Origin of the sequence: Micromonospora sp. NPDC005205, from assembly GCF_040608275.1 — a bacterium.
Lineage (GTDB): Bacteria > Actinomycetota > Actinomycetes > Mycobacteriales > Micromonosporaceae > Micromonospora.
Genome location: NZ_JBEXHV010000009.1, coordinates 187,878 through 202,955, shown reverse-complemented (window position 1 = coordinate 202,955; position 15,078 = coordinate 187,878). Strand labels below are relative to the sequence as shown.

Below are 15,078 nucleotides of genomic sequence, written 5' to 3'. Positions count from 1 at the left end.
CCATCCGTCACCATGGGGCTAGGATGAGAGATCGGCTCACTCACCGGGCGGTGGGCCCGGTCGCGGTGGGAGACTTGCCACATGCCCCTCACCGAGCCGTACGACGACCACCTCCCGCAGGAGGATCCGGTCGCGCTCGACGGTGCTCTGGGCAACCCGGACGACAACGTAGTCAACGGCACATTGGACGCGTCGGACCCGACAATGGTCGACGGCCCCGCCGCCGAGCCGGAGCCGACCCTGCCCGAGCCGGTCCGGCAGCGGATCGTGACGCTGACCGCCGCGGTGCTGCCCACCCTCCCCACCGACGAGGTCCCGGTGCCGTTGCGCCGGGTGGCCAAGTTCGCCCCCAACCGACGCGCCCGGCTCGGCGCGCCGGTCATCGCCGCCCAGCTCACCGCAGACCCGCTGTTCCGGCAGCGGGTCACCGCGCGGGTCCTGGCCGACGCCGGTGACCTCGGTGCGGCGGTGGTCGAGGGCACCGCGCCGGCCGCCGCCGACCCGGTCGAGGTGGCCGCGTTGGCCTACCTGGCCCGGCCCCGTGGCTGGCGGGAGCTGATCGACGCCAGCGGCGCGGCAGTGCGCGCCGAGGCGGACAGCGCCGTCGTCGCCGAGTTGGTCCGCGAGGCCGAGCAGCGGGCAACCCGGGCCGAGCACGACCGTGCGGTGGCCCGGGTCGAGGCCGAGAAGCTGCGCGACGAGTTGGCCCGCGTCCGGGAGGAGCTGGGTCAGCTCCGCGAGGAGTCCCGACAGGTGGCCCGCACCCTGCGCGAGACCCAGGCCCGCGAGCGCAAGGCCACCGAGCTGTTGGCCACCGAGCGCGGCCGCGCGGCCCGCGCCAGCGCCGACGTGGATGCCGAACTCCGTCGCGCCCGGGCCCGGCTGGCTGAGGCCGAGGCCTCCGCCGGGGTGGCCCGCGCCAGCGCCAAGGAGGCGCGCTCGGTCGACGACGCCCGGCTCTGGCTGCTCCTGGAGACCATCGGCCAGGCCGCCGTCGGGCTGCGCCGGGAGCTGGCGCTCGACCCGGTGGACAAACTCCCGGCCGACTTCGTCGCCGACGCGTTCGCCGAGCAGCCGGGCACCGCCCCGGCCGGCCCCGCCGCCCGCGCCCGCGACACCGACGACCCGGCCCGGCTCGACCAGTTGCTCGCCCTGCCCCGGGCGCACCTCGTGGTGGACGGCTACAACGTCACCAAGCGTGGCTTCGGCGAGATGTCCCTTGAGCAGCAGCGCAAACGCCTGATCACCGGGCTGGGCGGGATCGCCGCGCAGACCGGCGACGAGGTCACTGTGGTCTTCGACGGCGCCGAGCGGATGCACGGGCTACCGCCCGCGCCGCGCGGCGTACGGGTGCTCTTCTCCCGTAAGGGTGAGACCGCCGACGAGCTGATCCGGCGACTGGTCCGTGCCGAGCCGGCGGGCCGGCCGGTGGTCGTGGTCTCGTCGGACCGCGAGGTCGCCGACGGGGTACGCCGCCACGGCGCGTACCCGCTGGGCGCGGACTCGCTGCTGCGGCGGCTCGCCCGCTCCTGAGGGGGACACGTCCTGCTGCCGCACCGCTGCGTGGCCGCGCAGGCTGTCGCACCGGGGCGTTAGCATCGCCGCGACCGCCGAGGGACGGGAGTCGTGATGGCTCGGGATGAGGTCAAGGTCTTCGTCGACGAGGATCTGCGGGGTGCGCGTTTCGACAGATCGACGCTGGCCGGCGCGGTGATGCGCGGCGTCGACGTGAGTGGCCTGGACATCGACGCGCCGTGGTTGGCCGAGACCGCGCTGCTGGTCAACGGTGTCGATGTGGTGCCGCTCGTCGAGGCTGAACTCGACCGGCGGTTCCCCGGCCGCGATCTCAGGCGGGCCAGCGAACCCGCCGATCTGAGGGCGGGGTGGGCGGCGGCCGAGCGAGCCTGGGCGGCGGCGGTCGACCGGGTCCTCGGCATGCCCGAGGGCGCTGTCGACGTCTCGATCCACGGCGAGTGGTCGTTCGCGCAGACGCTGCGTCACCTCGTGTTCGCCGCCGACGCGTGGCTGGGCAAGGCGATCCTGCGCCTGCCGCGGCCGTTCCATCCGCTCGGCCAGTCGCATGTCGAGTACGAGACCGACGGCTTCGACATGTCGGTCTTCGCCACGGAGCAGCCGACCTTCGAGGTGGTCCTCCGGGTGCGGGCCGAGCGGCAGGCGATGGTGCGCGATTTCCTCGCTACCGTCACGCCGGACGTGCTGGCCGAGTCTCGGCCGAGCGCGTGGTCGCCCGAGCACATCGTGTCCGTCCGGCACTGCCTTCACGTGATCCTGAACGAGGAGTGGCAGCACCTGCGCTTCGCGCTGCGTGACCTCGACGCGCAGCGCTGACACCTGCCCCTCACTGCCGCTAGGGCCGCTGTCCGGTGGCCGGTAGTCGCCGGGTCAGCTCGCGACGCAGCGCGTCGGTGCGCGGCTCCATCCAGGTGAGCCGGACGACCAGTTCGTAGGGACCGCGCCCGGGAGTCGACCACTGTCCGGCTCGCATGGGCGGACGAGTCTGCTGCGGGTCGCGGGTCACGACCACCAGCCGCGGATCCAGGCGTCCCCGCACCTGGGCGCTGGCCACGTTGACCCAGTCGATGCTGAGTGTGGTCCCCTTCGGTCCGCTCAGGTGCAGCGTTTCGTCGGTCAACCGCAGCGGCAGGCGCGGCTGATGACGCAGCTGCCAGTTGGTGGTCAGCCCGACGGCGGCGCCGATCATGCCGAAGCGCAGCAGCACCTTCCACCACGCCTCGTCGAACACCACCGTGTAGAAGGTGAGGAGAGCCGCGGCGACCAGCACGGCGAGAACCATGGCGAGGCGATGTCGGCGCGGGGAGTACCGGAACTCCACGACTGACGACGCATCGAGATCGGCCACGGTCGCCCAGTGCCCGAGTGGTCGGTCGGCCAAACGATGCCCCTCCTTCGCTCGGTCGGCATGAGTTCGTCGGGTTCGTCGATGTCAAGGGCTCCCGGTCGGGTGGGATACCCCGATATCGCTGATCTGGAGTGGATCTAGCCCTGAAACAGGCGGTCGGATCGGGTTGCTGTCGTACCCGGTGGTTAGTGTCGATGTCACCGACGGTGCCCGGTCGGCGACAACAGGAGTCGCCCGTGCGCCGCGAGCCGATCAGGAGGCGTGATGCTCATCGACTGCGACGGGTGCGCGAAGCGGGCCGACGGCTGTTCCGGCTGCCCGCTGACCGCCCTGTTCGACGAGACGTCCCCGGCGGCCGGGTTGGTCGCCGCCGAGGTCGAGGCCATCGAGGTGCTCGCCCGGGCCGGCTTCGACGTGGACGTGCTGACCGCGCCCGCGCGCCCGGAGGTCGCTCCCCGCCGTCCCGCCCGCCGGGTGGCCTGAGCCTTACACCGCGCCCGGAAGCAACCTTCTCGCGGGCCATAGGATGAGCGGTCACGGCGGGAGGAGCGGCGCGATGAGCGAGGTACGGCGGGACGACGGCGGGCTCGTCGGCGGCGCTGCGTCCGGTGGCGCTGCGTCCGGTGGCGCTGCGTCCGGTGGCGGCGATCCGGCCCACCGGGCGGTGACGCGGTGACCCCGCGGGGTTGGGCGCTGCTGACCCTGGCCGGGCTGGCCCTCGTGCTGGTCGTGCTGGCCGCGCTGCTCATCCCGTGGCACCGCCCGCCGGCACCCCGGGCCGACCAGCTCGCCGCGCTGGGCGACCTGCCGGCCGAGCAGGTGGCCAAGGGGCGAGAGTTCCGGGCCGCGCTGCGTCCCGGTGGCTACACCGCGCTCGCCGTCGGGCTGCTGATCGCCCTCGCGCTCGGGTTGACCCCGCTGGGCAGTCGCCTGGTCGAGCTGGTCGGCCGGCCGTTCGGTGGGCACTGGGCAGCGCAGGCCGTGCTCGGCGGGCTGGCGGTGGTGCTCGTCGCCGACCTGGTGACGCTCCCGTTCGCTGCCTGGCGGCAGAGCGTGCTCACCCGCTACGGGTTGAGCACCAACGGCTGGAGCGGCTGGGCTGTCGACCTGCTCAAGTCGTACGCCGTCAGCGCGGTGATCGGCGCGGTGGCGCTGTTCGGCTTCTACGCGGTCATCCGGCTCGCGCCCCGCTGGTGGTGGGCGTTCGGTGCGGCCGGCGCCGCCGTGCTCGTGGTGCTGCTGTCGTTCGTGCTGCCGGTGCTGGTGGAGCCGGTGTTCAACCGGTTCACCCCGATGGAGCAGGGTCCGTTGCGCACCGAGCTGATGAGCATGGCCGCCCGCGACGGGGTGCCGGTGCGTGACGTGCTGGTCGCCGATGCCTCCCGGCGCACCAGGGCGGTCAACGCGTACGTCTCCGGTCTCGGGCCGACCCGACGGGTGGTCGTCTACGACACGCTGCTGCGCGAGGCGACCCCGGCCGAGGTGACCGCCGTCGTGGCGCACGAATTGGGGCACGCGAAGGACTCCGACGTGGCGGCCGGCACGCTGACCGGGGCGCTGGGTGCCGCGGCCGCCGTGGTGGCGCTCTACCTGCTCGGCTCGTGGGGGCCACTGCTACGGCTGGCCGGTGTCGACTCGGTGGCCCAACCGCGCGCGTTCCCGCTGCTGGTCGCCCTGGTCACGGTGGCCGGGCTGGTTGTCGCTCCGGTGCAGGCGCTGATGTCCCGACGGGTGGAGGCGCGGGCCGACGCGCACGCGCTCGCGCTCACCAACGACCCGGAGTCCTTCGAGTCGATGCAGCGCCGGCTCGGCTCGGTCAACCTCGGTGACCCCGACCCGCCCCGCTGGGAATATCTCTACTCGGCCTCACACCCGTCCACAGTGGAGCGGATGGCCGCCGCCCGCGCGTACGCCCGGGAGGCCGGCCGATGAACCGCACCCTGCTGATCACCAATGACTTTCCGCCCCGCCCGGGTGGGATCCAGTCGTTCGTGCACAACCTCGCGGTCCGTCAACCGGCCGGCTCGGTGGTCGTCTACGCGTCGAGCTGGCGCGGGGCGGCGAAGTTCGACGCCGACCAGCCGTACGAGGTGATCCGGGAGCGCACGCGGGTGTTGCTGCCCACCCCGTTGATCGCCCGCAGGGCGGCCCGGTTGGCTCGCGCGTACGACTGCGACACGGTGTGGTTCGGCGCGGCGGCCCCGTTGGGCCTGCTCGCGGCCGGCCTGCGGCGGCGGGCCGGCATCCGTCGGGTGGTGGCGCAGACCCATGGCCACGAGGTCGGTTGGGCGGCTGTGCCGGCCGCCCGGCCGGCGCTGCGGCGCATCGGTCGGGGTGTGGACGTGACCACCTATCTGGGCGAGTACACCCGCAGCCGGTTGGCCCGGGTGCTGGACGGGGTGACCGAGCTGCGCCGCCTCGCGCCCGGGGTCGACGTGGACACCTACCACCCGAGCGTGGACGGTGAACAGGTCCGGGCCCGGCTCGGTTTGACCGACCGGCCGGTGGTCGTCTGTGTGTCCCGGCTGGTGCCGCGCAAGGGTCAGGACACCCTGATCCGGGCCCTGCCGGAGATCCGCCGCCGGGTGCCCGACGCGGCGCTGCTGATCGTCGGTGGCGGGCCGTACCGGGCGACCCTGGAGAAGCTGGCCCGCCAGGCCGGTGTGGAACGGGATGTGGTGTTCACCGGCACTGTGCCGTCGGTCGAGTTGCCGGCGCACTACGCGGCCGGTGACGTCTACGCGATGCCGTGCCGCACCCGCAACCGTGGCCTCGACGTCGAAGGGCTGGGCATCGTCTACCTGGAGGCATCCGCGACCGGCCTGCCGGTGGTGGCCGGTGACTCCGGGGGAGCGCCGGACGCCGTCCGGGAGGGGGAGACCGGCTACGTCGTGGGCGGCCGGGACGTCGCCCAGCTCGCCGACCGGGTCGCCCGGCTGCTCGCCGACCGGGACCTGGCCCGTCAGCTGGGCGCGGCCGGCCGGGCCTGGGTGGAACGGGAGTGGCGCTGGGAGGCGCAGGCGGACCGCATGGCGGCACTGCTCGCCGACTGATCGCCGCCCGCGTTCAGCTCTCCCGGGCGGGCGCGTAGTGCGGCACGTACTCCTGGCCGGTGAGCTGCTGGATCGCCGCCATCACCTCGTCGGTGACCGTCCGGATGTCCCGCGGCCCGTTGATCCGCTCCGCGACCGGGATCGGCGGGCCGAACCGCAGGGTGATCGGGTGGCGGCGGGGCAGCCGCGCGTCGACCGGCAGCACCTCCGCGGTGCCGAGCACGCCGACCGGGATGATCGGCACCCCGGCGTCGCGGGCCAGCCGGGTCATGCCGACCCGGCCCCGGTAGAGCCGCCCGTCCGGGGAGCGGGTGCCCTCCGGGTAGACGGCGACCAGGCCGCCGGAGCGGAGTACCGGGACGGCGGCGTCGAGGGCGCGCAGGGCGGCCCGGCCGTCGGCGCGGTCGACCGGGATGGCGCCCATGCCGGCGACGATCCGCCGGTTGAGCCAGCCGCCCGGACCCCGGCCGTTGAAGTACTCGACCTTCGCCCAGAAGGTGACGTGTCGGGGCGTCGAACAGACGAGGAACAATTCGTCGGCGACGGACAGGTGGTTGCCGGCGAGGATCGCGCCGCCGTCCCGGGGCAGGTGCTCCAGCCCTTCCACCCGGGGCTGCCAGCCAAACCGCAGCGCGGTGCCGACGGTCAGCTTGGTGACGTCGTACAGCAGGGGCACGTGTCCTCCGGGTCGTTTTTCAGGCGGGCGTCGGGCCGAGGTGCGCGTCCAACGCGGAGTGCAGCAGGGCATCGTCGTTGGTGGCGCCGGTGGCCAGCGGCAGGCTGCCCCAGGCCCAGAGTTGGGCGATGCCGTGCAGGTTCGCCCAGAGCGCACCGGCCAGCACCGCCGCGGGCGCGTCGGTGGGCCGGCGTGCCTGCGCCACCAGGTCGGCCAGCATGGCGAACAACGGCAGGCTCGTCTCGCGCAGCCGAAGTCGGCCACTGTCCAGCAGGTCGTGGCGGAACATCAGCTCGAACATGCCGCGGTGGGCCGCCGCGAAGTCCAGGTACGTCCGGGCCAGCGCGGTCAATCGGGTACGGGGGTCCGGATCGACGTCGCGCAACGTTCGCTCGATCTGGGCGGTGAGGTCGGCGAAGCCCTCCCGGGCGATGGCGGAGAGCAGGTCGACGTGGGTGGGGAAGTAGCGGCGCGGTGCGCCGTGCGAGACCCCGGCGCGCCGGGCGATCTCCCGCAGTGACACCGCCGACTGGCCCTCGCGCAGCACAAGGTCCACCCCGACGGCCACCAGCCGAGCCCGCAGCCCCGTCTCGTCCGCGTCCATAGACACTGTCTACCAGCCGCCGTAGACGGTGTCTACCTCGGGGTGCGAGGTCGTCCTGCCGTGTCTTGTTGGGATCAGTGTGATGTCTGTGAGTCATCCTGATGACTCACAGACATCACACTCAACGCAGTATCCGGGCCAGCTCTGTCCGCCCGCGTCGTCCGCTCGACCCCCGGCCTCGGTTGCTCCCCTGCGGGTTTCGTGAAGCGCCCAACTGGTGAGCCGCAGTGTGGGAAGTAGGCGGGAACGGATGGGGGCGTGGGGGCCGAGGGTCAGCGGATGCGGGCCAGGATGCGATCGGCGGGGGCCGGGCGGCCGAAGTGCCAGCCCTGGGCCGCGTCGCAGCCGATCGCGCGTAGCCGTTCGGCCTGCCCGGCGGTCTCCACCCCCTCGGCGGTGACGGTCAGGTCCAGCGCGTGCGCCAGCGAGACCAGGGAGGCGAGGATCCGCTCGTCGGTGCGGCCGACGGAGGGCGACCGCAGGCCGGCCACGAACTCCCCGGCCACCTTCAATTCGGTCACCGGCAGGTCCCGCAGGTAGGCCAGGTTGCTGTAGCCGGTGCCGAAGTCGTCGATGGCGATGCGCACCCCGAGGTCGGCAAGGACCCGCAGGGCGCGGACGGGCTCCTCGGCGGTGCTCATCATCGTGCTCTCGGTGATCTCCAGTTGGAGCCGCTCCGGTGGCAGGCCGGTCTGCCGCAGCAGCGCCCGGACCTCCTGCACCAACCCGGGCCGGTGCACCTGGCGTACCGCCAGGTTGACGCTGACGAAGGGCGCGGCGGCGCCCCCGGCCGACCACGCCTCGGCCTCGCGGCACGCCTCGGCCAACACCCAACCGCCCAGCTGGACGATCAGGCCGGTCTCCTCGGCCAACCCGATGAAGCTGTCCGGGCGCAGCACCCCCAACTCGGGGTGCCGCCAGCGGACCAGCGCCTCCACGCCGACCAGGCTGCCGTCGCGCAGTGAGGTCAGCGGCTGGTAGTCGAGGTAGAACTCGCCGCGCTCCAACGCCGCCGGGATCGCCGCGGAGAGCGCGTAGCGGGCCAGTTCACGCTGGTTGCGCTCGGCGTCGTAGAGCGCCCAGCGGGCCCCACCGGCGGACTTCGCCCAGTGCAGGGTGCTGCCGGCGGCCCGCATCAAGTCCGTGGGGTTGGCCCCGGCAACCTGGCGCTCGACGATGCCGATGCTCGCGGAGATCTGCAACTCGTGCCCGTCGACCAGGGCCGGTGTGCCTACCGCGGCGAGCGCGGTCTCGGCCACCGCCACCATGTCGTCGGTGCCGGCGGTGTGTTCCACCAGGATGACGAACTCGTCGCCGCCGAGCCGGGCCACCAGGTGCTCACCCATGGCCTTGCGCAGCCGCTCGGCCACCGTGGCCAGCAGCAGGTCACCGATCTGGTGCCCCAGCGTGTCGTTGACCACCTTGAAGCGGTCCAGATCCAGGAAGCACACCCCGACCCGCTGCGCGCCCCGGCCCGGTTCGTTGAGCGCGGCGGCGAGCCGTTCGGTGAACAGCGTCCGGTTGGGCAGGCCGGTCAGCGGGTCGTGGGTGGCCTGATGCCGGAAACGGGCCTCGCTGGCCCGCAGCGCCCGCTCGGCCTGGGTGCGAGCCCGCATGGCGGCGCGGCGGATCGACTCCTGCTCGTCGAGCGTCCGGTCGCGCAGCGCGCGGGCGTAGCCGGTTGCCACGGCCGCCAACAGCCGGGCCATCCGGTCCTCGACGTCCTCGGCCACCAGGCCCAGGTCGCGCACCAGGCGGAGCTGGATGACCTCGACGGTACGACCCAGCCCCTCGGCGGAAGCGATGTGCGCGGCGACCAACTCGGCGCCGACCCGGTGCCCGGCACGCAGGTCGAACGGCTCGGTGAGCAACGCGCCGGCCAGTTGCCCGGTGAGCCGGTCCAGCAGGGACTCCAACTGGGCCTGGGTCATCGGTAGGTAGCTGGTGCCGGAGACCGCCTTCGCCCAGGCCCGGGCGAAGGTCCCCGGGCGGGAGGTCGCCCCGGGCGACTCAGTCACCGAGGCGCCCGACGCCGCCCATGAAGACCGCGCGCTCGGCGTCCTCCGCGCTCTCCGGGGTGTCCGGTCGCCACTGGGGCACCCAGACCACGCCGGGGTCGAGCAGCTCGAAGCCGTCGAAGAGCGCGGTCAGCTCGGCGCGGCTGCGTACCGACAGCGGGTTGTCGGTACGCCGGTAGACCCGCTCCGCCTCGGCGCGTTCGTCCTCGCTGCGCCCGTCGTCGCTGGCCTGCGACAGCACCAGGTAGCTGCCGGGCGCCAACGCGTCGCGCAGCGTCCGCAGCAGCTCCGCCGGCCGGTCGTCGTCGGGGACGAAGTGCAGGACGGCCACGATCATCACGGCCACCGGTTGGCTCAGGTCGAGCAGCTTGTGGACGTCCGGATGGGCCAGGATCGCCTCCGGGTTGCGCAGGTCCTCCTGCACGACTGCGGCCTGCTCGTTGCCGGCGAGGATCTCGCGGCTGTGCGCCACCGCCACCGGGTCGACGTCCACATAGACCACCCGCGACCGCGGGTCGAGCTGCTGGGCGATCTCGTGCACGTTGCCGACCGTCGGGATGCCCGAACCGATGTCCAGGAACTGCCGGATGCCGGCGTCGGCGAGGTGGTGCACGGCGCGGCGCAGGAACGCCCGGTTGGCCTGGGCCATCAACGGTGCCTCGGGCACCGCGGCGACCATGGCCTGCGCCGCGGCCCGGTCGGCGGCGAAGTTGTGCGAGCCGCCGAGGTAGTAGTCGTACATCCGCGCGACGCTCGGGCGCTCGATGTCGATGGTCTCGGGTGCCCAGTCCGGCCGCTGCATGCGTTTCACCCCTCGAATCCGCGACGCGAGCATCAGCGCCCGCGCGGGTATTGTGCACCCGCCACGCACGCCAGACCATAGCGCGCCGAAGGTTGCCCGCCGACGTCGGTCGATGCGCGACGGTCCGCGCCGGCAAGAGCTGGCGCGGACCGTCGGTCGCGTCATCCCGCTCGACGAGCGGGAGGCAGGTCAGAACTTCGGCGCGTCCGGTGCCTCGAGCAGGCCCAGCCGCAACGCGGTCATCAGGGCCTGAGCCCGGTTGGCCGCGCCGAGCTTCTCGTAGAGCTTCGAGATGTGCGTCTTCGCCGTGGACTCGCTGACGAACAGCTGCTTGGCGATGCCCGCCACGCTCATGCCGTCCGCGAGTAGCCGCAGCACCTGCCCCTCCCGGGGAGACAGCTGCGGGCCGGACGGGGCGAGCCGGCGCTTCATCGCCTCGGCCAGGTCGGCCGCGGTGAACGCGCTGGGGGAGGAGGCGGCGTGCCGTGCGGCAGCCACCACCTCGTCGGCCGGGGCGGTCTTCGGCACGAAGGCGCTCGCGCCGGCCTCCAGGGCGCCGAAGAGCTGGTCGTCGCCGGCATACATGGTCAGGACCACGATGCCCATCGACGCGCTGGACTTACGCAGTGCGCGGGTGGCCTCCAGGCCGCTGCCGTCGGGCAGCCGCAGATCCATGATCACCACGTCCGGCTGCAAGGCGCCGGCCTGGCGTACTCCCTCCGCCGCCGTGGCCGCCTCACCGACGACCTCGAACTGGCGGTCGCGCTCGAAGGCGTGCCGCAAACCCTTGCGAATCAGGTCATGATCGTCGACAAGGAGGACCTTGGTACGGGTGGCCGGTATCGGACTTGTGGTCATCCTCGGGTTACTCCCCTTCTGGTGCTGCGCTGCCGCGCACGTTATCGCGCCGGGCCGAGGTGCCGAGAACCACCGCCACGGTCGTGCCGCTGGGTTGCCGCGGCCTGATCTCCAACCGGCCCCGGATACGTTCCGCCCTCTCGGCCATGATCGCAAGACCGTACCGTCCGTCCGGGCGCTGGTCAGCCATCCCCTGACCGTCATCCGACACTTCTATTTGCGCGTACGGGGGGTCGATCTCGCACGTGACCCACAAATTCGACGCCCCGGCGTGCTTGCGCGCGTTGGTCACCGCCTCCTGCGCGATGCGCAGCAACTCGGCTTCGGTGGCGGCCGGCAGCCGGGCGGTGGACTCGTCCAGCGAGAGGTGCACCCGCAGCCCCCCGGACGCGCCAACGGTGCGCGCGTACTCGGCGATCGCCGCGGCCAACCCACCCTGCCGGTCCACCTCGCTGCGCAGCTCGAAGAGGCTCAGCCGCAGCTCCTGAATCACCCGGGTGACCTCGCCGCGCAGCGTACGCAGGGCCTCGGCGGTCTCGTCGGCGTCGTCGAAGACGGTGGCCAGGGCGTTGTCGATGCCGTAGCCGACCATCACCAGTTCCTGGGCCACCCCGTCGTGGATCTCCCGGGCCAGCCGCTGCCGCTCCTCGTTGGTGGCCAGCGAGCGCACCTCGTCGAAGAGCAGCGCCGCCTCCAGCCGCAGCGCGGCCGGGCGGGTCAGCGCGGTCACCCGGGACACCACCGGCGGTGGGTACGCCTGCGTGGCGTCGGCCTCCAGCACCACGAGCCCCACCGTCCGGACCCCGGCGACCAGCGGGACGATCAGCGCGGACACGTCGCCGCCGCGGTGCGAGCGGGACTGCGACCGGGCGGCCGTGGTGGCCTGCTGGGTGGCCCAGGCGTCGGCGATCGCCGAGTCCGCGTCCAGCGTCGTCTCCCAGTCCACCCGGTCGACGCCGGCCTGGGCGAGCACCACGAGGCGACCGCCGCCGCTGGCCGACAACACCGCGCCCCGGTCCGCGCGGGCCACCGTCCGCAGCTCCTCCAGCAGGTGCTCGGAGATGCCGCCGGGGTCCAGGGTCGCTCCGGGCAGCTGCCGGGCCACCGTCCGCAGTTGGGTCAGCAGCCTGGTCGCCTCGGCGTACGGCTGGGGTTTGCCCTCACCGCGCACCGCCATCACCCGGTGCAGAGTGCCGGCGGCGTAGAGCCCCAACGCCGCCAGGATCAGCCACTGCGCGCAGACCGCGAGGTAACCCGGCTGGCCGAGCTGAAGATCACCGTCGACCCGGGTCAGCGCGCCGCTGAGCAGCAGGGTGGCGGCGGTGATCACGAGCAGCGCGGCACCCTCCGGGAAGCGGCGGCGCAGCGCGGTGACGGTCACCGGGACCGCCAGGTACGGCAGCACCGCCGAGGCGCCCAGGCCGTCGACGGTGCCACCGATGGACGCCACCGCGGCGACGTGGCTCGCGGCCAGCCCCAGCACCACCACCTCGGCCACCCGGCTCAGCGGGCCGACCCGCCGGTGCTGCGGTGCCAGCAGCGACGGCAGCCCGGCCACCGCCAGCAGCGCGATCCACCACAGCTGGGTGACGTCGCGGGTGGCGAACAGGGTCAGGATGGCGACCAGGGCCAGCATCACCACGCGGGCGGCCGCGGCGAGGGGATGCGGGTGCGGGGCGGTGGCTGTGGATGCGGACACGTGACGGATGGTAGTCAGCCTCGGTAGATATCGGCGATCTCCGCCGCGTACGTCTTGTGGACAACCTGGCGCTTGACCTTGAGCGACGGGGTCAGCTCGCCGGTCGCCTCGGTGAAGTCGTGCGGCAGGACCCGGAACACCTTGATCGCCTCGGCCTTCGACACGGCCTGGTTCGCGGCGTCGACCGCGGCCTGGATCTCCTTGCGGAGGCCCTCGTGCTCGCGCAGTTGCTCGACGGTGGTGTCGAGGGGCAACCCGGCGTTCTCCAACCAGGTCGGCAGCGCCTCCTCGTCGACGGTGACCAGCGCCGCGATGAACGGCTTGGCGTCACCGACCACGACACACTGGCTGATCAACGGGTGCGCGCGGACCAGGTCCTCGAGCACCGCCGGGGCGACGTTCTTGCCGCCGGCGGTGACGATCAGCTCCTTCTTGCGGCCGGTGATGCTCAGGTAGCCGTCGGAGTCGAGCTGGCCCAGGTCGCCGGTGCGGAGCCAACCGTCGGCGCTGATCGCCTCGGCGGTCGCGGTCTCGTTGCGCCAGTAACCCTGGAAGATCAACTCGCCGGAGATCAGGATCTCGCCGTCGTCCTCGATCCGCACTGCCACGCCCGGGAACGGACGGCCGACGGTGCCCATCCGGGTGCCGCTGGGCAGGTTCGCGGCGGCGGCGGGCGAGGTCTCGGTGAGGCCGTAGCCCTCCAGCACCGTCACGCCGATGCCCCGGAAGAAGTGGCCGAGCCGGGCGCCGAGTGGCGCGCCGCCGGAGATCGCGTCCCGGCACCGTCCGCCGAGCGCGGCGCGCAGCTTGCGGTAGACCAGCCGGTCGAAGACCACGTGCTGGGCGCGCAGCGCCAGGCCGGGCCCGCCCGGGGTCTCCAGCGCCTCGCTGTACGCGATGGCGACCTGCTCGGCGCGGGCGAAGATGCCGCCCTTGCCGTCCGCCTCGGCCTTCTGCTTGGCGGCGTTGTAGACCTTCTCGAAGACCCGGGGTACGGAGAGCACGAAGGTCGGCCGGAACGCCTGCAGCTCGGCGACCAGGTTCTTGGTGTCGGCGCAGTGCGCCATGGTGGCTCGCGCCTGCACGACGCCGATCTGGATGAGCCGGGCGAAGGCGTGCGCCAGCGGGAGGAAGAGCAGGGTGCTCGCGCCGGCGTTGAACAGGTTCGGCAGCACCGGTACCGCGTTGGCGATGTCGGCGTACATGTTGCGGTGGGTGAGCACGCAACCCTTGGGCCGGCCGGTGGTGCCGCTGGTGTAGATGATCGTGGCCAGGTCGCCGGCGCGGACGGCCTTGCGCCGCAGCTCGACCTCGGCCAGTTCGACGGTGGCACCGGTGGTGACCAGCTCGTCGACTCCGCCGCTGTCGATCTGCCAGACCTGACCCAGCTCGGGCAGCCGGTGCCGGACACCGGCGATCAGGGCGGCGTGCGCCTCGCTCTCCACCACGACTGCCACCGCGTTGGAGTCCTCGAGGATCCACGCGGCCTGCTCGGCGCTGGACGTCTCGTAGATCGGCACTGTCACCGCGCCGACGGCCCAGATGGCGTAGTCCAGCAGCGTCCACTCGTAACGGGTGCGGCTCATCAGCCCGACCCGGACGCCCGGTTCGATGCCGGCGGCGATCAACCCGCGGGCCACGGCGGCCACCTCGTCGCGGAACTGGAGGCAGGTCACCTCGGTCCATTCGGTGACGGTGCCGTCGGCGCGCGGAGTGGGGCGGGCGAACTGGACGGCGTCGGGCGCGACTTCGGCGTTGTCCCAGACCGGATCGGTGAGGTTGGCCGCGTCGCCAACGGTGACGATCGGTGGGACGGAGAACTCGCGCACCTGCACTCCTTCGTGCTCGCACTGGTGGGGCTGGTCGGGCTGGTCGGGCTGGGCGTCGGTTGTGTCGAAACCTACCCGGTGAGGAAGGGCACCCTGCTAACGGCCAGCGGGTATGGGTCCTGCCGAGCGCCGGGGGCGGCGCAGCGTGCCGGGCGGTACTCGCCGGGTAGCCTGCCCCCCATGGCGGACTCCTCCACCCAGTCGATCATCATCGGCGCCGCACCGGATCGGGTGACGGCGGTCATCTGCGACTTCGCGCGCTACCCGGAGTGGACCGACGCGGTGCGTCGCGCCGAGGTGATCGAGGAGTACGAGGACGGTTACGCCAGTCAGGTGCGTTTCACCATCGACGCCGGGGTGATGGCCGACGAGTACGTGCTCGCCTACGAGTACGCCGAGGACCTGTCCCGGATCGAGTGGCACCTTGTCGCCCCCTCGAAGATGCAGAAGGCCCAGCGTGGCTCGTACGACCTGGTGGGTAACCCGGACGGCGGCACGACGGTGACCTACACGCTGGAGGTCGACCTGTCGGTCGGCATGCTCGGGATGTTTCGGCGCAAAGCCGAGAAGATGATCATGGACACCGCGTTGAAGCAGCTCAAGCGCCGGGTAGAAGCAACCGGTGCGGCGCAGTGACGTGTCCGGTGGCACGGTAGAG

Annotated in this window: 14 protein-coding genes; 6 read left to right on the top strand and 8 right to left on the bottom strand. The window is 72.7% G+C overall.

Annotated features, from left to right (window positions below; genetic code table 11):
• Window positions 1–81: 81 nt before the first annotated feature.
• Both ABZU43_RS18670 and ABZU43_RS18665 read left to right on the top strand, forming a co-directional pair.
• The gene (locus tag ABZU43_RS18670; RefSeq protein WP_355007735.1) at window positions 82–1,533 is read left to right on the top strand and encodes an NYN domain-containing protein; all 1,452 of its coding nucleotides are present in this window, start codon (window positions 82–84) and stop codon (window positions 1,531–1,533) included.
• 96 nt (window positions 1,534–1,629) lie between these two features.
• The gene (locus ABZU43_RS18665) at window positions 1,630–2,349 is read left to right on the top strand and encodes a DinB family protein (protein ID WP_355007734.1); all 720 of its coding nucleotides are present in this window, start codon (window positions 1,630–1,632) and stop codon (window positions 2,347–2,349) included.
• A gap of 19 nt (window positions 2,350–2,368) precedes the next feature.
• On the opposite strand, the gene ABZU43_RS18660 is transcribed toward ABZU43_RS18665, so the two are convergent.
• On the bottom strand, window positions 2,369–2,914 hold the full coding sequence (locus ABZU43_RS18660; RefSeq protein ID WP_355007733.1) for a hypothetical protein: 546 nt from the start codon (window positions 2,912–2,914) through the stop codon (window positions 2,369–2,371).
• 231 nt (window positions 2,915–3,145) lie between these two features.
• Here ABZU43_RS18660 and ABZU43_RS18655 point away from each other — a divergent pair, with 231 nt between their 5' ends.
• From ABZU43_RS18655 to ABZU43_RS18645, 3 genes are all read left to right on the top strand, one after another.
• Window positions 3,146–3,364, top strand: a complete 219-nt coding sequence (locus ABZU43_RS18655; RefSeq protein WP_355007732.1) for a hypothetical protein — start codon at window positions 3,146–3,148, stop codon at window positions 3,362–3,364.
• Between the two features lie 189 nt (window positions 3,365–3,553).
• Window positions 3,554–4,813 carry a M48 family metalloprotease gene (locus ABZU43_RS18650; RefSeq protein WP_355007731.1) on the top strand — a complete coding sequence of 420 codons (1,260 nt, stop codon included), beginning with the start codon at window positions 3,554–3,556 and terminating at the stop codon, window positions 4,811–4,813.
• The gene (locus ABZU43_RS18645; RefSeq protein WP_355007730.1) at window positions 4,810–5,934 is read left to right on the top strand and encodes a glycosyltransferase family 4 protein; all 1,125 of its coding nucleotides are present in this window, start codon (window positions 4,810–4,812) and stop codon (window positions 5,932–5,934) included. The genes ABZU43_RS18650 and ABZU43_RS18645 overlap by 4 nt, the downstream gene beginning before the upstream one ends.
• Before the next feature lie 13 nt (window positions 5,935–5,947).
• Here the strand turns inward: ABZU43_RS18645 and ABZU43_RS18640 are convergent, their stop codons facing one another.
• The 7 genes from ABZU43_RS18640 to ABZU43_RS18610 all read right to left on the bottom strand — a co-directional run bounded on the left by ABZU43_RS18640 (window position 5,948) and on the right by ABZU43_RS18610 (window position 14,420).
• On the bottom strand, window positions 5,948–6,610 hold the full coding sequence (locus tag ABZU43_RS18640; protein WP_355007729.1) for a lysophospholipid acyltransferase family protein: 663 nt from the start codon (window positions 6,608–6,610) through the stop codon (window positions 5,948–5,950).
• A gap of 19 nt (window positions 6,611–6,629) precedes the next feature.
• The gene (locus tag ABZU43_RS18635; protein WP_355007728.1) at window positions 6,630–7,214 is read right to left on the bottom strand and encodes a TetR/AcrR family transcriptional regulator; all 585 of its coding nucleotides are present in this window, start codon (window positions 7,212–7,214) and stop codon (window positions 6,630–6,632) included.
• A gap of 272 nt (window positions 7,215–7,486) precedes the next feature.
• The gene (locus tag ABZU43_RS18630) at window positions 7,487–9,145 is read right to left on the bottom strand and encodes a bifunctional diguanylate cyclase/phosphodiesterase (RefSeq protein WP_355007807.1); all 1,659 of its coding nucleotides are present in this window, start codon (window positions 9,143–9,145) and stop codon (window positions 7,487–7,489) included.
• 79 nt (window positions 9,146–9,224) lie between these two features.
• On the bottom strand, window positions 9,225–10,034 hold the full coding sequence (locus ABZU43_RS18625) for an SAM-dependent methyltransferase (RefSeq protein ID WP_355007806.1): 810 nt from the start codon (window positions 10,032–10,034) through the stop codon (window positions 9,225–9,227).
• Between the two features lie 189 nt (window positions 10,035–10,223).
• Window positions 10,224–10,892, bottom strand: coding sequence for a response regulator transcription factor (locus ABZU43_RS18620; protein ID WP_030337723.1), 669 nt, complete (start codon window positions 10,890–10,892; stop codon window positions 10,224–10,226).
• Between the two features lie 7 nt (window positions 10,893–10,899).
• On the bottom strand, window positions 10,900–12,591 hold the full coding sequence (locus tag ABZU43_RS18615) for a GAF domain-containing sensor histidine kinase (RefSeq protein WP_355007727.1): 1,692 nt from the start codon (window positions 12,589–12,591) through the stop codon (window positions 10,900–10,902).
• A 14-nt stretch (window positions 12,592–12,605) separates the two neighbouring features.
• Window positions 12,606–14,420 (bottom strand): long-chain fatty acid--CoA ligase, encoded by a 1,815-nt coding sequence (locus tag ABZU43_RS18610; RefSeq protein ID WP_355007726.1) that lies wholly within the window; start codon window positions 14,418–14,420, stop codon window positions 12,606–12,608.
• A 180-nt stretch (window positions 14,421–14,600) separates the two neighbouring features.
• Here ABZU43_RS18610 and ABZU43_RS18605 point away from each other — a divergent pair, with 180 nt between their 5' ends.
• On the top strand, window positions 14,601–15,056 hold the full coding sequence (locus tag ABZU43_RS18605; RefSeq protein ID WP_355007725.1) for an SRPBCC family protein: 456 nt from the start codon (window positions 14,601–14,603) through the stop codon (window positions 15,054–15,056).
• Window positions 15,057–15,078 lie beyond the last annotated feature (22 nt).